Below are 18,844 nucleotides of genomic sequence, written 5' to 3' on the forward strand. Positions count from 1 at the left end.
GACCGGAGGCAGTGTGCTCTCCCACTCAAGCCAAAAGAGGGCTTGAATGGGCCACGGAGAGTAGTGAGCGCAAACAAAACCGCCAGCACGAGGCTGGCGGCTGTTTGCAAAATGCTGAGTGGTTACTTGGTGGCGCTTTCCTGCTGACGGGCCAGTTTGACCTTGGCGCCGTCGAGCTTCTTCTGGATCTTGGCAACGTCTTCGGGTTCGACTTCGGCGGAGACGGTGCGTTTCCACTCTTGCAATGAGCGCTCCCACTGTGTGGCGGCGAGCTTCAGGCGATTGGTCTTTTGATAAACGTCGCCCAAGTGCTCGTGCACGGTGGGATCGTTGTCGATGCGATCGATGGCCTTGCGCAGAGCGGATTCGGCGAGATCGTACTTGCCCATCTTGTAGTGGACCCAGCCCAGCGAGTCTAGGTAAGCGCCGTTCTGCGGATCGAGCGCGACGGCGCGGCGAATGAGCGAGAGCGCCTCTTCGAGGCGCGTGCCACGGTCGGCAAGCATGTATCCGAGATAGTTGAGCGCGGCGGCGTTCTTAGGATCGTCGGCCAGAACCTTGCGGAAGTAGCTTTCGGCTTCGTCGTACTTCTTCTGCCGCTCATAGACGGAGCCGGCGATGAAGTTGACGTAGTCTTTTTCTTCCTGCTTGCTCGAAAGCTCAAGTGCCTTGGCCAGCGCCTTCTCGGCTTCGGAGTAGCGTCGCAGGCGGCTGTTCATCTGCGCAAGCGCGATCCAGACCTCGCGGTCTTCGGCAGGATTGCCCCCGAGCATGGCCTTTACGCGGGCGATGGCGGCGTCGCCTTCACCGTTGTCGGCTTCCTGTCCGGCGAGCACCATCTGCAATCCGCGATCCTTGGGAATCTTCTGCACGGCTTCGCGGGCGGCAGCGGTGGCGGCGGGCCAGTTCTTGGCGTCGCGGTAGGTTTCGATGATTTGCTGGTATCCGCGCGTGGTGGACTCGTCGCCGAGTTCGGTCATCTTGCGGAACGTATCTACTGCCTGCTGCGTCTTGTTCTGATCGCGATAAACGGTGCCGAGACGCTCGAGGAAGATGGCGCGATTGTTGCGTTCGGCGGGCGAGTAGATGCCGTTCGACTTTTCGCTGCGCGACAGCAGGTCTTCGAGGGAGTGAGCGGCTTCATCAAACTTGCCAAGCGATTCCTGGATGACAGCGCGGTTGTACTGGATCTCCATCGAGTCCTGCGCAATGGCCTGAGCCTTGTTCAGGGTGTCGAGAGCTTTTTCAAACTGCCCGTCGCGGCGGTAGATCTCGGAAATGTGCAGAAGGGTTTGCGCGTCCTGCGGATCGGCTTCGGCAATGGCCTTGTACTGCTCGAGCGCGGCGTCGGTCTGGTTGTCGTTGAGCAGGTTCTGCGCCAGCCCTCGCACGGCGTCGAGATTGTCCTTATCGAGGTTGACGGCCTTGCGGTAGGCGGCGATGGCGTTCTTGTAATCCTTCTTCTGCTCGTAGGTGTAGCCCATCACGGAGTAAATGCGCGGTGAGCGGTCGTTGTCGGGAACAGAGTTCAGGATTTGCAGTGCGCGGTTGCTGTCGCCCTCTTCGTTGTAGAGCAGGGCGAGCGTCGTGACCGCATCCTCGGAGGAGGGTTGCAGCTTGACGGCAGTGCGGAACTCGGCTTCGGCCTTGGCGCTGTCATTATTCAGGCGATAAAGGCGGCCAAGCAGCAGGTGGTCCTCGATGCTCGAGGGATCGAGACGAACGATCTGCTCATATTGCTCGATGGCCAGGTGCAGGATTGTTTCGGTGTCGTTCTGGGTGCCGCCCTGCAGGTCGCCGATGGAACGCAGGTAGATGCGTCCGAGCAGGCGTCGCGCGTCGAGATTGTCAGGATCGCGCTTGATGACGTCCTGTGCCTCGACCACTGCCTCGCGGATGTTTCCGGTGCGGGCGTAGAGCTCGGCCAGCGCAGAGGCGAGGTAGGGCGATCCGGGATCGGCCTGGAGCGCGGCTTTGTACTCGTCCACCGCCTTGGAGGCGTACTCGGCGCGGCCAGTGACGGCCACCATTTCCTCGTACATGTGTCCGAGCTGGAAGTGGTAGTAGGCGTCGGCGCGGTTGGCCGGCTTGGCCGCCGCCGTGGTGGAAGAACTCGCGTCCGGCTTCGTCGCCGACGGGGCGCTCTTTTGCGCGGGAGTTCCGGCAGGCTCTGTCGGCTGCGATGTGCTCGCGGGCTGTTGAGCGAAAGCTGCTAGCGAAGTGCCCAGGAGGGCGGTAAGGAGCGAGCTACGAAGTATTTTCATGTTCACCAAGCCAATGGTACTTGGATGCGCTGGGACTTTCTACCGAAGCAAATTCTATTCTAGGTCAATAAACAGTACAGGATACCCATTACCCAACGGCGAAGACGGGTATCCAGCATTCCTGATTTGCGAAATCCCGCGCCCGGCCGTTACGCGGACGGAACCTGCTGCAGGACTCGAACTTTCCAGCTATTTTCCGCCGGGGTCAACACGACAAGGTAGTGCGCCTGCACGCGCTCGGTCGAGAGCACTTTGCTGCCATCGCAATACTGAATCTCGAGGTCGGCCATATCGGTGGCTTGCATGGCCGAGCCGTCGAGCGAGTAGAAGGTGACGCGCACGTGGTGGCCGTGGTCGATAATCTTGCGATTAAGCCCGTTCTGCTTCTGCGACTGGATCGCGTCCTGCCATTGCTGGCGGGCAGTGCCGGTAAAGTTTTCGTTCAGCAGGTCGGCCCGGTTCTCCTGAAGCGCCGAGACCAGCGACTTCCAGGCGTGGGCGTAATCGCGCTGCACGGAGATGGAGGTGGTGTCCTCGATGGGACGCGGCGAAACGCTGCCCGCCTCGAACGAGGTAAGCGGAGCAGGAGAGGCCGCACGCAATAAGGCCGGAGCCGCAGTGAGGCCAAGTAGTACGAGCGTAGCTAGCGAAGCACGGAGCGGGTTCATCTTCTTAATGTCGCTGATCATTCGCCGCCTCCCCAGTGGATTTCGTTTCCGAGCACGACTCCAGCGGCTACCGAGAGCGTTGCCGAGCGCGAGGAGGGCAATTCGGCACGGGCGAAGCCGCGCTTTACGCGGGCATCCACCGTGCTGCGGCCTGCGGCATCGACCGAGGTGAAGGTGACGATGGTTCCATCAGGCACTGCATTGCCGGAGCAATCCTGAATGGGATCGGTTTCAACCAGGATGTTGCCATCAGGAGCGCGCGAGGCTTTCATGCGAATGCGGCAGGGGTCGGCGGCGACTTGCTGCACGACACGGCGCACGCTGACGTCTCCGGAACTGGCGATGAACTGTGCGGAGCCGCCACGGCGTCCGGAATTCATCTGCACCCATGCGATGCCATCTTTTCCGGTGACCTTGCGTTCCTCCGCCGCGGCGCCCTCGACTCCAAGCCGGAATGATACCGGAGTAGGCGCGAGCACGAGGTTCTGATACTGATCAAAGAGAAATGCCGAACCGATGATCGCTCCCTGGGCGGCGGCAGGCACTCGCGAAGGGTGAGTGATGAACGAAATCTTACCGAGCGGTGCGGCCTTCACAAAAAACGATGTACGCTGACCATCGACGATGGCCGTGTATTCACCTGCGACACGAAGCTCGTCTCCGGGGATGGTGACGTTGCCGCGCTGCACCGTACGTTTCGAGGCACTGCCGGGACCAAATAGATACAAGGTGGCGGAGCCCGAGCCGGGAAGTTGCAGGGTGGCGTCCGCGCCAGCCTGCCCCGAGCCGGAGAACTTCATCTGCGCCACGGACAGAGTAGAAGCCGCGCAGAGAACGCCGATGGTGAGAGTGCGCCTGAGTGAATTCATGTCGGTCTATTGCACGCGGTCGCGGCTGTACTGGTTGGCCGTGACTCGATAGCTGTGAATCTGCGCTGCCAGGTCGTTACGCACGTCAACGCTGAATGGAACGGGCGTCTGCGGCGCGAGCGCCTGATCGACATAGCCGTCGGAAACCCAGATCACCTTGCCCGAGTTGTCATAGAAGGTGGCGAGCACGTGCGGAATGTTGATGGTCTGTCCGCTCTGGTTCATCAACTCGCCGGTAAGCACGGTGCGTCCGCGCGCGTCCTTTTGCAGCGCCTGGTGCATGACTCCCATGACAGGATCGGCCGAGGCCGGAACCAGCATGGCGTTGGGCTGCATGTGCACGCTCTTGATGCGCGAGCGACTCATGTTGGGGAAGTCGATGCGGAATGGCGAGATTTCCTTGGGCAGCAGCACGTGGCTGATCTTGTCGAAGCTTTCTTCCTGTGCGATCTGCTGTCCGTCCTGTCCAATGAGCGTGGCTGCGACGGAGACGAACGCGGGAACGGTGTCTTCGTTTTCGATTTCACCAAGCAGGATGAAGCTGCCGTCTTTCTCCACCGGATTCATGGAGATGATGCGCACGTGCGGAGCTTCCACGTTCTGCGCGCCCCAGTCATCATCGGAGCCGCGCGTCACGATGTCCCAGCGCAGGTAGTTTACCGGGATGACTTGCGGTGGAACCTTAGCGCGAGCCTTCACCGGCCACATCACCTTCCAGCTATTGTCTTCGCGGACGACCTTGAGGTCGCGCACGTCGTACACGGCTCCGACGGCGGAGGCCCACTCGAGTTTGGCGCGCACGGTGGCTTCCTGATCGTTTTCGCGCAACACCTTGGTTTCAAACTGCTGCAGCGAGGAGTAGGTGCGCAGATTTCCTTCCTGTCCGAAGATGTCGCGCGCGAAATCCTGCAGTGCGGTATCGCTAGCCTTGGCGACGTAGCGATATGCGCCGTCCGTGTCGTGGGTCTTCACGCGGTTCATCAGCGCGAGCACTGCACCTTCCGGCGTGGTGGCCGGGGTAAGCTTGGGCGAGTTCATGGTGGCCGTGGCCACAAGGGCGGCGGCAGCAATAATCAGGACAACAGGCAGAATGAATTTGCTCATTTTCTACTGAGCTCCCCGCATGGAGATTTCGCTGGGTTTGGCTGTGCTCGGGAACTCGAGGGTCTCCGAGTAACGACGGCGGCGATCCGGCATCAGCACGATGAATATGGCAAACAGGCTGACGCCCACCGGCACCAGGCCCCACATGATGCCTTGCCACACAGGAGGCACCGCGTTGCCGAAATCGATATGTTTGGCGGGCGGCACATCGTCCTTGGTCCACAAGGTGATGGCGCCGTTGTCATAGCTTTCCGTCTGCCGCCATCCGGCGAAAGCCAGCAGCGGCTCGTAGAAGCGGTCGCGCACAAAAATGTAGCGCAGTCCGTACTGGTCGGCATGCTTCAGGATGGCGCGTAAGGCTTCCATGCCCGCCGTGCCATAGTACTTCGAGTTATAGAGTTGGCCCGCGCCGTAGGCGGTCAACTCGGGCAACAGTCGCGCCGAGTTGTAATCGCCATCGAGGCTGCCTGCGTTGGCATAGGTTGAAACCTTTGCAAACTGATTGCTGAAGCCGAGCGTGATGTAGCGATACTTCGAGTGCTCTTCACGATTGAGGAAATCGATGACCGGCTGCACGCGCAGTTCGCCCGTGTTGATGGGGTTGAATACCACCCAGGCCACGGCCATCGCACAACTGTAAACGGCGGCGACGCCGAGGCCGACAATTCCACGGCGGCCCCAGCGGTCGATCATCCATGCGGCGAGAAGTCCGACGAAGGGCAGCGCCATAAGCGTCGCCCAGAAGGTGAAGCGCTCGTAGGTCAATACTTCATAGGCGCGTCCCAGAAGCAGGCGGCCAACCGGAGTGGTGCCGCCAAGTCCGAGCAGGGCGGTCAAATACCATCCGAAAAGCAGCGGGCGCAGACGGCGCTCCGACGATCCCTTGATGAGAATGTAGGGGATGGCCAGGATCAGCGCGCCCATGGGGATGATCCAGAAGTTCATGCCGCTATGCGGCGAAAGAATGTAGTTGTCGCGTGAGCCGTGGGGAATGGGTAGCTGATTGATCGGGTTCTGCTTCAACGAAATGAAGTAGGGAAGCAGCACCACCACGGCCGCCGCGAGAATGATGGCGCCGAATACCAAGGCGCGGGCGAACACCGCCGCAGCCGATGACTTGCGCTCGCTCTCGCTGCGGTCAATCAGGCTCAACCAGAGCACAGGCAGCGCGAACAACACGGCGCCAAACAGGAACGTCACGTGGTGCGCCGCCGCGCCAGCCATGGAGATGGCCGCGCCTTTCAGCAGGTCGCGCATTCCGCCGTCGCGCGACCAGCGGTAGAAAAACGGCAGCGCGTTCAACGTGAGCGAGGCCGCGGTCAGGGTCGGCAACTGTCCCGACTGGTAAACGAGCATGGAGAGCGATCCGAGAAAAACGGTCGCGACTGCCGCGTAGCTCGCTTCGCGCTCGGGCACCCAGAGCTTGGCGTAGCGATACATTCCTACGGGCAACAGCAGAATCACCACCATCTGCACGAACATGTACGCGCCCGTCAGCCCGAAGATGTGCGAAAACAACGCGATCCACTGGTGCGTCAGCGGCGGATAGGTTGTCTGCGACATTCCGCCGAACCACTTCTCATTCCACGGCGAGAACCAGTGATGAGCGTAGTGGCTGGCAAAGAAGATGTGCGTCGTGGCGTCGTAGGAGTTCGCCGGCAACTGCATCAAAAGCAGCGGGCCATGAACCGCAAGTGCCAGCAGCAGGATTACCAACAAAGGAATTGCGCGATTCTGAGCAGTCAATGACTTCGGGATCAATGGATCATCTCCGGCTTACGAACAGTATGTGATTCCCAGAGTTGCTCGTGGGTTTACCGCCAAGGCGAGAGAAATCACGTTCTAGCCCTGCTCAGAAATTGGATGCACCTCGGGATTGATTCACACAGCGGGCCTTAGATTTCAGGGCCGAATTTGCGAGTTCTCAAATATCAGGGCGTTCCCGCAAGACGTGAGAAGACGCTTGGCTGCTTCTCTGCATCCCAAGACTCAGTGGAGCAGTTCTCCGATTGTTGCGATGACCGCACTCCAGAGTGACCAAGTGAAAAAAATTCTCGTGATTGCCAGTTCGTTGTGTCTGCTGTCGTCGGCCGTTGTGCTGCGCGCTCAGGACATCGACCTGGGAAATGGCGCACACACGCCATCAAAGAACCAGAACCAGAAGAAATCGAGCGAAGGCCTCGGTTGGGGCGCAAGCATTGAAGTTGGACGCAATGCGCGCGCCGCCGAAGATTCGCTGAAGCGCGGCAACGCCCAGGCGGCCACCGAGGCCGCTGAGCGCGCCGTGAAAGCAGCGCCGCAGAACGCGAAGCTGTGGTTTCTGCTTGGCTATTCTTCGCGGCTCGCGGGGCAGTATGCGCGTTCGGTTGAGGCTTATCAGCAGGGGCTCAAACTCGAGCGCAACAATCTCGACGGCCTCAGCGGACTGGCGCAAACCTATCAGCGCATGGGGCGCCTTGAGGAAGCCAAGCGCCTGCTGATGCAGGTGGTTAACGCCGGGCCGAAACGCGAGAACGATCTGCTGATGGCCGGTGAATTGTTTATCCAAACCGGCGATACGCGGCAGGGCATAGCGCTGCTTACGCGCGCCGAAGCTGCGCGTCCGTCGTCGCACGCTGAGGTCATGCTCGCCGTCGCTTACCTCAAGATGAAGCAGCCCGAGCAGGCCAAGAAGATGCTCGATGAGGCGAAGCGTCGCGATCCGAAAAATCCATCCGTGTTCCGCGCGGTCGCAAATTTCTATCGCGAGCAGCACGACTACAAGAGCGCCATTTCCGCGTTGAAAACCGCACCGGGTCAGCACACGGAAGTGCTCGCGGATCTCGGCTATACGTATGAGTTGGCCGGCGACAAAAAGCAGTCGGCTGATACTTACGCAAAGGCCGCAGGCCTTGCACCGCAGCAGATTGGCTTGCAATTAAGCGCTGCACAGGCGGAGTTGCGCCTTGGCGAACTCGGACGCACCCGCGAGTTTCTGGCGAGGGCCGAAAAGCTCGATGCCAATCACTACCGTTTGCATGCATTGAAGGCGCAGTTGGCGCGCACGGAAAATCGCAACGCCGATGCCATTCGCGAATACCAGTTTGCGATTTCGCATCTGCCATCGGGAGCGGTTCCGGAAGGACAACTGTATCCAATCCAGTTGCGGCTGAATCTCGCCGAGATTTATCGCGAGACAGGGAACGATCAAGCGGCGCATGAGCAGATTGCTGCCGCCGAAGCGCTCGTCAATCAAATGCAGATCGAAGGCCCGGCGCGTGCCGAGTTCCTGCGCGTGCGTGCGTCGATACGCATTGGCAGCAACGACCTGCAAGGCGCGGAAGACGACCTGAAGGAAGCCATGCGGCTCGATCCGGGCAACACGGCGATTGCGTTGCAATACGCGAACCTGCTGTGGCATTCCAAGCGCATGGGTGAGGCGCGCAATCTCTACGGGCAGGTTCTGAAGTCGGATCCGAAGAATCGCTATGCGCTCGAGGCGTTGGGATACATGGCGCGGGAGGCCAACGACAACGCTACGGCCGAGCGTTACTTCAACGAGTTTGCCAACGACTATCCCGACGACTACGTTCCGCATCTCGCGTTGGGCGACCTGTTTACTTCGGCAGGACAGTTTGATCGCGCCAATGCCTCGTATGAAGCGGCCTACAAACGCGCACCGCACAATGCAGTTGTCGTCGCCAATGCGGCAAACGCGGCCATCCAGGCAGGACAATTCCCGGCGGCCTCCACGTGGGTCGATCGCGCAACTGGCACCATGCAGGACGATCCTCGCATCATGCGCGAACGCGAGCGCGTTCTCTTCCATCAGGGCAAGTATGGAGAATCGGCGCGGCTTGGATACCAGGTGCTGGCGCAGTTGGAGAACGATCGCAATGCGTCCGTGTATCTCGCCTATGACTTGTACAACCTTGGGCGCTATGACGAGTCGCTCACGCTGACCGAGCGCTACTCGCGCATTCTGCCGAAGGAGCCGAACTTCCCGCTGCTCACCGGCCACGTGCACAAGCAGAATCAGTTGTTGCAGCAGGCGGTGGAAGACTACACGGATGCAATCAATCGCGATCCGAAGATGGTGGAAGCCTACGTCAACCGCGGCTACGTCCTCAACGATTTGCAGAACGCCGAAGCAGCGATGCAGGATTTCCATACAGCGCTCGGGTTGCAGCCTTCAAATGGTGTCGCTCATCTCGGGCTCTCGTTCTCCGAGTTGCAGCTTCATCACGGGCGCCCAGCTCTGGAGGAAGCAGACAAAGCAGAGAAGCTGCTCGGTGAGTCGGGTGCCATTCACCTGGCGCGAGCCACTGCGTATCGCGATCTGCGGCTGATCGACAAAGCGGAGCAGGAGTACGTCGCGGCGCTCAAGTATGCTCCCGATGATCTCAAGCTGCACCTCGCGTTGGCGGATACGGAATTTCATGGCCGCCGCTATGCTCCGGCGATCCAAACGCTGAATAATGCATTGTCCATTTCGCCGGACGATCCGGAAATTTATGCCCGTCTGGCCAATGCCCATGCCGAGTTGCATCATCGCGATCAGACGTTCCGCTATATCGAGGCTGCCGAAAAAGCAAGCCCCGATTCCTCGGCGGTCCTGCTGAACACAGGCACGGCGCTCCTTACGCTTGGCGATCAGAACGCAGCGATGCAGCGCTTCTCGCGTGCCTTGGAAGCTCCGGATGCGGATCGCGTCGAAGCTCGCCTTCTCTTCGCCCGCGTTTTTGTGCACGAGCACAAGTACGACGCAGCGCAGCAGCAGATTGCATTGGCGTTCGCCGAGTCGCGTGTCGGCGAAGCATCGCCGGTGACGGCCGACGACTTCATTGAAGCCGCCAATTTGTTCTTGGGTATGAATGAGTTCGATCTGGCACGTCGCTACTTTGAACGCGCGCACCAAGCGGGTGCTGCCGATGAGGTGGTCACTATCGGACTTGCCAACACCAACATCGCACAGGGACATACGAAAGAGGCCGAGGCGCAGCTTGCGACTCTTGGCAGTGCGGCTGATTACAGCAACAACTTCGACTATGCGATGGCGAAAGGAAATATTTATCGCCAACAGCATCAGCCGTTTTATGCGATGACGGCGTTTGCGCGTGCCAACCAACTGGGTGGCAACGATGAGACCGCCGAGTATGCAATGCAGCAAGCTGCGGGAGAGCAAGGGGTTCAGGTGAATCAGCGCGTCAGCCTCAGCTCCGATGTGTACGTGCACGCGATTATCGACGACGCGACAATCCTGGGGCTTGACCGCCAAATATTTCACAATGCACAGGGCGGAGCCATCCCCCCGCCCCGTTCCTCTCTCGAAACCTTATGGACGAGCGGATACAAGGCCGATCTCGGCAAATATCCAACTCTGAGTGGATTTTTCCAGTTACGTAACGCACGAGGTCAGGTTTCGTTACCAAGCCAGACTCTGATTCTGAATCGTGATACTTGGGATTACACGATGAACTCTGCTCTGAACCCGGTACTCAGGCTCGGCCCAGCGACGTTCACGTTTAATACCGGTTTGCAGTTCACGATTCGACGCGACAAGGAGAGCCCGATCGAACTCAACCAGAACCTGTTCCGCCAGTTCGCTTATGTGTCCACCAATGCCATTGGCAACTGGCTCACAGTGCAGGGAGAGGCCTTCCATGAGAGCGGCCCGTTCACCGATCAGCGTCTGCACTCGCGCGAACTCGGTGCGCGAATACAGTTCATCGTCGGGCGTCCGTGGGGACGCACGCAATTCATCACCGCTTATGGCACGCGTGATCTTTTGTTCCGTCCGCTGATCCGCGAGTTTTACTCAACGACAACTTCGGCAGGCATTCAGCATGAATTCAGCGACAAGCTGCGCGTTGCGGTTGTCGGCGAATACATCCGCTCATGGCGTGTGCAGGATTTGAGCTACTGGATTGCGCAAGCGATGCGTCCGGCGGCTGAAGTGGAATGGAAGCCCACGCGGCGCTGGACTGTGAATGGCAACTTCGCCTTCTCGCGCGGCGAAGGCATTCACGATTATGACAACGTGCAGAGCAGTTTCCTCATCTCTTACATCAAGCCAATGCGGCGAGAAGTGAACGACAGCTTCGGCCAGGTTCCGGTGGAATATCCCATTCGGTTCTCTTTCGGAGTTGAGCATGCGAATTACTTTAATTTCGCTGGCCACAATCAAACGATTCTGCGTCCGGTCATTCGTTTGACGTTGTTTTAAGGCCAGAGGGGCTCCATGAAGATTTGTCTAGTTACGGCTTTCCCGCCATCGCGCAGGGGGCTGAATGAGTACGGATATCATATCGCCCGGGAGTTGCAGAGCGACCCGCTGCTCAGCCTCACAATCTTGGGTGACCGACTGGAAACCGACCAACCAGAGCTGGATGATTTCGATGTCATTCGTTGCTGGGACTTCAACAGTTTGTCGAACCCAATTCGCATCCTTCGCGTGATCCGCGAACTCAAGCCGGATGTGGTGTGGTTCAACCTGCTGTTCTCGACATTCGGAACAAATGCAGTTGCTGCCTTTGTTGGGTTGATGATGCCGCTGCTGGTGCGGCTCTCGGGAACTTATACGCACATCACGCTTCATCACCTGATGGACAACATCGATCTGCAGCATGCGGGCGTGCGCTTTCCGCGCACCTATCGCGCGGCTGGCTACATTGCAACGCGGATGCTGCTGATGGCCAACTCCATCTCAGTTCTGCTGCCCGCGTACCGCCGCACCCTGATGCAGAAGTACAACGGCAATAATGTTCATTTTCGTGCTCACGGCATTCTTTCGGCGCGTCCCGAGCCGCCGGCCTTCGAGAAGCGCGGCAACCCCGAGCATCGCATTCTGGCATTCGGCAAATGGGGAACTTACAAGCGGCTTGAGCTGCTGATCGAGTCATTCAAGGAGATTCATCGCCGTTGCCCGCAGGCGCGGCTGGTCATCGCCGGCAGCAATCATCCCGCAACTCCGGGCTATGTCGAGCGTGTAGCAGCCTCGGTGTCCGACAACCCCTATATCCGATTTACCGGCTATGTAGAGGAAGAGGCAGTGGCGGAACTGTTCTCGACCGCAAGCGTCATGGTGATGCCTTACTCCTCGGCGACCGGGTCGAGCGGTGTGGCTCACCTGGCCTGCGAGTTCGGACTGCCCATTGTCTGCGCCGACATTCCCGATTTCCGCGAGATGAGCGACGATGAACAACTCGCCATCAGCTTCTTCAAAACAGGGGATGCCAACAGCATGGCTGACTGCGTGGTTGAGTTGCTCTCCAACCAGGCGCTGCAGCACGAGATGGGCGAAGCCAACTTCTCAGCCGCGTTGCGTCAGACCATGCCGATGATCATGCGGCAGTATCTTCGCTCGTTTGACATGCAGCACCGCCACAATGCGTTGCGGCCTTTTTCACGATTCCGGCGATTGCCGCAATGGGTGCCGATGCGATCCACCATCTTCCGCGCTGCTGCGCCGAGGTGGTCTCCATGGATCTAGGCGGCCGCAAATTCGCAAAAGATGCTTTGGTGAAGTTAGGGGCCGCCGGTCTTCGCGGCGTGCGTGCGCTGGTGCTGGTTGGCGGACGTCCTGAAGAGGAACAGTTTGGCGAGTTCCCGCTCGCCATGCTCGACGTGCTTGGCCGTAGCGTGCTGATGCGTACTCTCGATCGACTTCGCGCGAACGGCGTTGGTGAGATTGCAGTGATCTGCGAAACTACGCCGCTGCCATCTCAGCACACGTTCGAGGCTTGCGCATTCAGCGTCACCTCCGCCGAGAACTTCTGGAGCGAGGCGCTGCAACAGTTCCGCCGCCTGAGCCGCCAGTCGGAGAGCGTTCTCATCATCCGCCTGGGCGCCTGGGCTGAGGTGAATTACCCGATGATGGTGCGCGAGCACAGGAATTCGGGTGCGGCACTCATGAGGGCCTGCGCACGTAATGGCCAGCCACTGGACATTTACGTGGTTTCTTCCAGCAGCCAGACCGAGGCCGCAGCCCTGCTGCGAGGCGAGTTGAAGGATGATCGCGTCGAATGCGCAGAGCACAAGACGCGCGGTTACGTGAACCTGCTGACCGATGCGGCGAACCTGCGCGGGCTGGCTCTGGACGCCTTCGCTGGCGCATCGAAGATTCGTCCTTGTGGCCGCCAGCTTCGTCCCGGCGTGTGGGTCGGTCGCGGTGTCCACATTCATCGCGAGGCGCGCATTGTTGCCCCGGCCTTCATCGGCGACGGAGTGAAGATACGCGATGCAGCGGTGGTCACGCGGGGAAGTTCTCTGGAGCGCAACTCCGAAGTGGATTGCGCCACCATGGTCGATAACTCCACGGTGCTGCCCTACACGCGCATTGGAGCAGGGCTTGAGCTTGAACGCGCGGTCGTCGGATTCAAACAGGTACATAGCTTGCAGCGCAACGCTACCGTGCACATCGACGATCCGCACATGCTGGCGCTCACGACCTCGCGCGCATCGATTCAACTTTTCAGTGGTGCAAACTGGTTGATCAACTTTCTTCCAAATCTTTTCTGGAAGTTCTTTGTCGAATCCAAGGCAGAAAACTCGAAGGAGCCACAGGAAGATGTGCTCGAAACACGAACTCCTGCATTGGAAGAGACATCGCTGGCAACCGCAGACTCACAACCTAAGTCATATCGAGAAATGGTGGTGACGAGACGATATGGAAACGAGTAGGCCTGTAATCGTGAAACGAGTTCCGGAAAGCCTCAACCTTCGGCAAGCCCGCGCTTTTCTGGATGAGGTACGTCCACTTTTGCAACATGATCGTCCGCAACTCGTTTTCGATCTGTCGCAAGTTCGCAAGCTGGATTCAGCTGGCGTGGACATGCTGGTTTATTGCATGAAGGAAGCTTCCCGTCGCGATGGTGACCTGAAGCTCGCTTCTCTCAGCCCGCAGGCGCAGGTGGTGCTTGACCTGACGCGCACCAGCCGATTGTTTGAGACCTATGCCACGTCGGCAGACGCGGCTCGCAGCTTCAGCGGCTATCTGCCGAACATGGTTCGGCAGTTCCATCCCGAGTCCGAGAGCTTCGGCCAGAGTGAAAGGAAAATCGCGTGAGCGTACGCGAGCAGGTTCTGGGGCCCTGGCCGCAGTCTCGCATGCGCACTGCATTCGAGACCCTGAAGGCGCAGGGGTCCGAGCGGAAGGTGTTTACCGGAAGCGTGGTCATGCTGGCCGGTTCGGTGCTGGTGTCGCTGGCCAACTTCGGCTACAACATCGGCGTCGCGCATCTGCTCGGGCCGGGCAGCTTCAGCCATGCGGCTGCGGCTGTGACTCTGCTCATGCTCGCCTCCTGCATCAATCTGGCGTATCAACTCGTCACAGCCAAGCTGATCGCCAAGGCGGTCACGTCGGGCGAACGCGCCGCCGTGTATCAGTCGATGATGCGGCGTGCCTGGATGGTGGGTTGCGGGCTCGCGGCCTCCATGCTCGCGGCCAGCAACTGGATATCGCACTATTTACGCATGCCGTCGGCAACCCTGATTCAGCTGCTCGGCATCGGAATGCTCTTCTACATCCCTCTTGGTGTGCGGCGTGGCGGTATGCAGGGCAATTGCAAATTCCTTCGATTGAGCCTGAACCTTGCCGCCGAAGCGTTTGTAAAGCTGATTACAGCAATGATCCTAGTCTTGAGCGGTGCCGGAGTGTTTGGTGCCGTGGCGGCGATTTCGCTGTCGGTATTTGCCGCGTTCCTGCTGCCGACCGATGATGGCGAGTTGCGCGAAGTCTCTGCACCGTATCAGCCCGGTTCGGTTCTCGAAAGCATTCAGGCCATCATCTTCTTTATTGGCCAGGTCATCATCAACAACGTGGACATTCTGATGGTGAAGCACTACTTCGCGCCGGACGATGCGGGCATCTACGCCGCTGTCGCGCTGGTGGGAAGGCTTCTGTACTTTGCCACCTGGTCGGTGACCAGCGCTATGTTTCCGGTATCTGCTGGCAGCAGTGCTGAGAGTGACAGCCGTCGCGTTTTGATCGTGCCTTTGTTGTTCGTCGCGGGACTCTCCACGGTGTTCGTCGTCTTTCTGGCGAGTTTCCCTGGACTGGTAATGAGAACGTTGTTTGGCAGTGACTTCCATCGCGTAGGTGCCGGAGTTGAGCAGCTGCTTGCGATGAATGCCGTTGCCACAGCCGTGTACGCGGTCTGCGTTGTCCTGATCACGTACGAGATGTCACGAAGAATTGCAAACACAGGATGGCTGCAGCTGGTAGTTAGCCTGCTCATCATCCTTTCCGTCAGCATTTTTCATGCTTCCCTGATGCAGGTAATTGTGATCCAGCAGGTGCTGCGCGGCCTGCTGTTGATGGCTGTTGCATATCCCTTTTTTCGTAGTGCCCGTGGCCTGGGTGAGGAGGCAGCATGAGGAAACTGCGACGCTCTAATGAATCCGAAGTCATAGCTGAGTTCCTGAAGAACGAGTATTACCAGGAAGAATTCCACGCCGACCGCGACAGCTTTGAGCGCCTGGTGCTAGAGGCAGACCTTACCAATGAGCGTGAGAGCGCGCTGCGTCGCGCGCTGCTGTTCCGGCGTCGCGGGCATATGTGGCGCGAACTTCCTGATGATACGCAGTGGTGGGAGGTCGAACTGGAGCCCAGCGATCTGCAGTACGTGCGTGTGTTTCCCCGCGCACAATGGCGCAAGATTGCAGGAGAAAGTTTCCTTCTTCGCGACATCGTCAACCGCATTCGCACCGTGAAATTTTCCGGCGGCAAGCGTGACTTCATCGCACGCGTGCAGGCTCTGTGCTATCGCCTGCGCAAGGAGCAGGACCGCAGCGCTGTTCTCCTTATCGGTGTCGATGAGCAGAGCCCGCTGACGATTCTCGAAGGCAATCACCGTCTCACCGCGGCGCTGCTCGCCGGGCCCGAAATGTTTGGCCGCCAGTTTCGCGTCTTCTGCGGATTCTCTCCGCATATGTCGCGCTCCTGCTGGTATGAGACGAACCTGCCCAACCTGTGGCGCTATGGGCAGAATCGCCTGAAGCATTTGTTCTACGATCGCGAGGCCGATGTTGGTCGCGTACTGCGCAACATGAATGCCGCCCCGCAGTCACCTGTCCTCGAAAGCGCCACCATGGACCCGGTGCGAGCGGGAAAGATTGCCGGCGGCTCAACGAAGTAGAAATCGTAAGGAGAGTTTCGAAAATGTACGCGAAACAGTCAGCCAAATTTGCCATTCCAGTGCTGGTTACCGCGCTGCTGATGTCCGGCAATGCCTATGCGCAGAACACGCCGCAGAATGCGCCTCCCAGCAACCAGCAGCCAAGCGGCGTAAGGGTTGATCCCTCGGTTGGCCCGCTCACTCCAGCCGAGCCCTCGCAACCCGCGACGCAGGGCCCGGCCGATAACAATACGTTGCCCGCCGCACCACAGCCGCAGACCACACCTCCTGTGCAGCAGCGGCAGCAACAATCGCAGCAGCCTGCCGCCCAGGAACCTCTGGGTGCCGCCGCGGCCGAGCAGGTAAAGACCGCCGGGGGAGCAGCATCGCGCCCCGCCGGTAATGCCATCGCTCCGGCCAAGCAGCGCCAGTATCGCTCGCTTCTTATCAAGCTCGGAGCCGTCGCCGCAGCGGGCATTGCCGCGGGCGCGGTGTACGGACTCAGCCACGCCACTCCCAGTACTCCGCCGCACACTGCTACTGCGGCTGCAAAATAGGCCAACTATGTCATCTTCTTCGGGGCAGTTGAAGGAATCGATTGTCGTCAGCTTCTCGGGGCTCGACGGCGCTGGCAAAACGACGCAGATCACCGCGTTGCGCGAAGCGATCGCCGAACTCGGCCTCGAGTCGCAGCTCATCACCTTTTGGGATGACGTTGTGGTGGGCACCCGCTACCGCCAGAGCTTTGTGCACAAGGTGCTCGGCAGTGAAGAGGGCATCGGTGCGCCGGGGCGTCCCGTCGAGCGCCGCGACAAAAACGTGCGTGCCTGGTATCTCACGCTCTCGCGCCATCTGCTCTACCTCGCCGACGCCATCAGCTTGCGCATCAAGTTGATGCGCGCGCGCCGCGGACAGCCGAAAGTCATCGTGATGGATCGCTACATCTACGACGAGCTAACGAATCTTCCGCTGCAGAATAAGTTTTCGCTGGCCTACGCCGCGTTCCTCGCCTGGATCGCGCCGCGCCCGCAGCTTGCGTTTGTGCTCGATGCCGATCCGGAAGCAGCTCGCGCCCGCAAGCCCGAGTATCCGGTGGATTTCATGCGGCAGTCGCGCCGCTCCTATTACCGGCTGGCGCAGCGCCTCAAGAGCATTACCCTGATTCCGCCACTCGATCTCGACGAAGCCAAGCGCGCCGTCATCAGGAGTTTTCTGCGCGTGCTGGAGCGTCCCGAGGGTGAAATCACGCTGCCGCGCGTTGCCGCCTGACGCATCATCAACTCAAAGACAAAACCCACATCCAAAGATGTGGGTTTTGTTTTTGCTTGCAGCGATCGCTAAACAGGCTCGGCAATTGCAGCCTCAGCCGGACGAATCTGGTGGACGTCCACGAAGTCGGTTGGATACTTCCCCGTGTAGCACGAGGTGCAATAGTGCGGATCCCCCACCGGTTCGCCACATGATGCGCGCAGGCCTTCGAGCGACAGATAGGCCAGCGAGTCAGCGCCGATGAATTCCTGCACTTCCTGCACCGACTTACGCGCGGCAATCAGTTGACGGCGCTCGGGAGTATCGACTCCGTAGTAGCAGGGCGAAGTCGTCGGCGGACACGAAATGCGCATGTGCACTTCAGTCGCTCCGGCATCGCGTACCAGGCGCACAATTTTCTGGCTCGTGGTGCCGCGCACGATCGAGTCATCGATCAGGATGACGCGCTTGCCGGCGAGCAACTGACGAACTGGATTCAACTTGAGCTTTACGCCAAAGTCGCGCACCCGCTGCTCGGGCTCGATGAAGGTGCGTCCGACGTAGTGATTGCGGATGAGTCCGAACTGCATAGGAATGCCGCTCTCGCGCGCATATCCCAGGGCAGCGGTGAGTCCGCTGTCGGGCACGCCGACGACGAGGTCGGCATCTACCGGAGCCTCACGTGCAAGCTGGCGTCCCATCTCCTCGCGGGCCGCCTGCACGCTCAGGCCGAACACCAGCGAGTCGGGACGAGCGAAGTAAACCTGCTCAAAGATGCATTGTGATTGCGTCAGCGCGGGCGCAAAGAAATGCGAGTGCACGCCTTCCGGCCCAACCACCACCATTTCGCCGGGCTTCACGTCGCGATCATAATCGGCACCCACCAAGTCGAACGCACAGGTCTCGGAGGCAAACACAATGGCATCCGGCGCGCCATTCTTTCCCTTGATGTGCCCCATCGCCAGCGGACGGAACCCGCGTGGGTCGCGCGCGGCGAAGATGTGATCATTGGTCGCCAGTACAAAAGAGAACGCACCTTCAAGACGGCGCAGGGCATCGGCCATCGCCTCGGGCAGCGTCTTCTCGCGCGACTGCGCGATCAGGTGCAGCACGATCTCAGTGTCGCTCGAGGTCTGGAAGATTGACCCCGCGAGTTCGAACTTCTTACGCAGCTCGGCGGCATTTACAAGGTTGCCGTTATGCGCAATGGCGATCTGGCCCTTGTTGCAGTCCACCTGGATCGGCTGCGCGTTGAGCAGTGCCGAGTCGCCCGCTGTGGAGTACCGCGTATGCCCAATCGCATGCGAGCCGGGCAGCTTCTGCAGCGCTGCCGGGGTGAAGATATCGGCCACCAGTCCCATGGACTTGTACACGTGCAGACGGCGACCGTCGCTCGAGGCGACTCCCGCCGACTCCTGTCCGCGATGCTGTAGCGCGTGCAGCCCGAGGTAGCACAGCTTGGCCGCCTCCGGATGGCCATACACCGCCACCACGCCGCATTCTTCGTGTAGCTTGTCCAGTTCGAACTCAACCATTACGGCCCGCCTTGTACGTCACAACGCCGAAGCGCAATCTGACGGCAATGGCACGGCCGG

At 59.7% G+C, this 18,844-nt stretch carries 14 protein-coding genes; 8 read left to right on the forward strand and 6 right to left on the reverse strand.

The genetic code is table 11. The annotated features are described in order from the left end of the window. Window positions 1-122: 122 nt before the first annotated feature. From AC6IY8_RS16505 to AC6IY8_RS16525, 5 genes are all read right to left on the reverse strand, one after another. On the reverse strand, window positions 123-2,264 hold the full coding sequence (locus tag AC6IY8_RS16505) for a tetratricopeptide repeat protein (protein WP_497775702.1): 2,142 nt from the start codon (window positions 2,262-2,264) through the stop codon (window positions 123-125). Window positions 2,265-2,413: 149 nt separating this feature from the next. Beyond that, a complete protein-coding gene (locus AC6IY8_RS16510) occupies window positions 2,414-2,953 on the reverse strand; it encodes a hypothetical protein (protein WP_497775704.1) in 540 nt (179 codons plus the stop codon). Continuing rightward, window positions 2,950-3,801 (reverse strand): hypothetical protein, encoded by an 852-nt coding sequence (locus AC6IY8_RS16515; protein WP_497775705.1) that lies wholly within the window; start codon window positions 3,799-3,801, stop codon window positions 2,950-2,952. The genes AC6IY8_RS16510 and AC6IY8_RS16515 overlap by 4 nt, the downstream gene beginning before the upstream one ends. A 6-nt stretch (window positions 3,802-3,807) precedes the next feature. Beyond that, window positions 3,808-4,905 (reverse strand): FxLYD domain-containing protein, encoded by a 1,098-nt coding sequence (locus AC6IY8_RS16520; protein WP_497775706.1) that lies wholly within the window; start codon window positions 4,903-4,905, stop codon window positions 3,808-3,810. A 3-nt stretch (window positions 4,906-4,908) separates the two neighbouring features. Further along, window positions 4,909-6,666, reverse strand: coding sequence for a hypothetical protein (locus tag AC6IY8_RS16525; RefSeq protein WP_497775707.1), 1,758 nt, complete (start codon window positions 6,664-6,666; stop codon window positions 4,909-4,911). A 280-nt stretch (window positions 6,667-6,946) separates the two neighbouring features. On the opposite strand from AC6IY8_RS16525, the gene AC6IY8_RS16530 reads away from it, so the two are divergent. From AC6IY8_RS16530 to AC6IY8_RS16565, 8 genes are read left to right on the forward strand one after another with little or no spacing between them, the layout of a single operon-like run. Then, window positions 6,947-11,110, forward strand: coding sequence for a tetratricopeptide repeat protein (locus AC6IY8_RS16530; RefSeq protein ID WP_497775708.1), 4,164 nt, complete (start codon window positions 6,947-6,949; stop codon window positions 11,108-11,110). A 15-nt stretch (window positions 11,111-11,125) separates the two neighbouring features. Then, on the forward strand, window positions 11,126-12,376 hold the full coding sequence (locus AC6IY8_RS16535) for a glycosyltransferase (RefSeq protein WP_497775710.1): 1,251 nt from the start codon (window positions 11,126-11,128) through the stop codon (window positions 12,374-12,376). After that, window positions 12,313-13,566, forward strand: a complete 1,254-nt coding sequence (locus tag AC6IY8_RS16540; RefSeq protein ID WP_497775711.1) for an LbetaH domain-containing protein — start codon at window positions 12,313-12,315, stop codon at window positions 13,564-13,566. Before AC6IY8_RS16535 ends, AC6IY8_RS16540 begins: the two co-directional genes overlap by 64 nt. Before the next feature lie 10 nt (window positions 13,567-13,576). Then, a complete protein-coding gene (locus AC6IY8_RS16545) occupies window positions 13,577-13,951 on the forward strand; it encodes an STAS domain-containing protein (RefSeq protein WP_497775713.1) in 375 nt (124 codons plus the stop codon). Between the two features lie 41 nt (window positions 13,952-13,992). After that, window positions 13,993-15,261 (forward strand): MATE family efflux transporter, encoded by a 1,269-nt coding sequence (locus AC6IY8_RS16550; protein WP_497775715.1) that lies wholly within the window; start codon window positions 13,993-13,995, stop codon window positions 15,259-15,261. Next, on the forward strand, window positions 15,258-16,022 hold the full coding sequence (locus tag AC6IY8_RS16555; protein ID WP_497775716.1) for a hypothetical protein: 765 nt from the start codon (window positions 15,258-15,260) through the stop codon (window positions 16,020-16,022). Before AC6IY8_RS16550 ends, AC6IY8_RS16555 begins: the two co-directional genes overlap by 4 nt. A gap of 23 nt (window positions 16,023-16,045) precedes the next feature. After that, window positions 16,046-16,558: a hypothetical protein gene (locus tag AC6IY8_RS16560; RefSeq protein ID WP_497775718.1), complete on the forward strand. Its 513-nt coding sequence runs from the start codon at window positions 16,046-16,048 to the stop codon at window positions 16,556-16,558. A 7-nt stretch (window positions 16,559-16,565) separates the two neighbouring features. After that, window positions 16,566-17,270: a dTMP kinase gene (locus AC6IY8_RS16565; protein WP_497775720.1), complete on the forward strand. Its 705-nt coding sequence runs from the start codon at window positions 16,566-16,568 to the stop codon at window positions 17,268-17,270. Between the two features lie 68 nt (window positions 17,271-17,338). Here AC6IY8_RS16565 and purF read toward each other — a convergent pair whose 3' ends face one another. Further along, complete coding sequence (gene purF, locus AC6IY8_RS16570; protein ID WP_497775722.1) at window positions 17,339-18,784, reverse strand: amidophosphoribosyltransferase; 1,446 nt, start codon at window positions 18,782-18,784, stop codon at window positions 17,339-17,341. Window positions 18,785-18,844 lie beyond the last annotated feature (60 nt).

Source organism: Koromonas soli (genome assembly GCF_059726265.1).

Coding starts and splice junctions, on each gene's coding strand:
- AC6IY8_RS16520 (WP_497775706.1), bottom strand. CDS start 4,905: ATGAGCAAATTCATTCTGCCTGTTGTCCTGATTATTGCTGCCGCCGCC.
- AC6IY8_RS16535 (WP_497775710.1), top strand. CDS start 11,126: ATGAAGATTTGTCTAGTTACGGCTTTCCCGCCATCGCGCAGGGGGCTG.
- purF (WP_497775722.1), bottom strand. CDS start 18,784: ATGGTTGAGTTCGAACTGGACAAGCTACACGAAGAATGCGGCGTGGTG.
- AC6IY8_RS16565 (WP_497775720.1), top strand. CDS start 16,566: ATGTCATCTTCTTCGGGGCAGTTGAAGGAATCGATTGTCGTCAGCTTC.
- AC6IY8_RS16550 (WP_497775715.1), top strand. CDS start 13,993: ATGCGCACTGCATTCGAGACCCTGAAGGCGCAGGGGTCCGAGCGGAAG.
- AC6IY8_RS16505 (WP_497775702.1), bottom strand. CDS start 2,264: ATGAAAATACTTCGTAGCTCGCTCCTTACCGCCCTCCTGGGCACTTCG.
- AC6IY8_RS16510 (WP_497775704.1), bottom strand. CDS start 2,953: ATGATCAGCGACATTAAGAAGATGAACCCGCTCCGTGCTTCGCTAGCT.
- AC6IY8_RS16515 (WP_497775705.1), bottom strand. CDS start 3,801: ATGAATTCACTCAGGCGCACTCTCACCATCGGCGTTCTCTGCGCGGCT.
- AC6IY8_RS16555 (WP_497775716.1), top strand. CDS start 15,258: ATGAGGAAACTGCGACGCTCTAATGAATCCGAAGTCATAGCTGAGTTC.
- AC6IY8_RS16540 (WP_497775711.1), top strand. CDS start 12,313: ATGGGTGCCGATGCGATCCACCATCTTCCGCGCTGCTGCGCCGAGGTG.
- AC6IY8_RS16560 (WP_497775718.1), top strand. CDS start 16,046: ATGTACGCGAAACAGTCAGCCAAATTTGCCATTCCAGTGCTGGTTACC.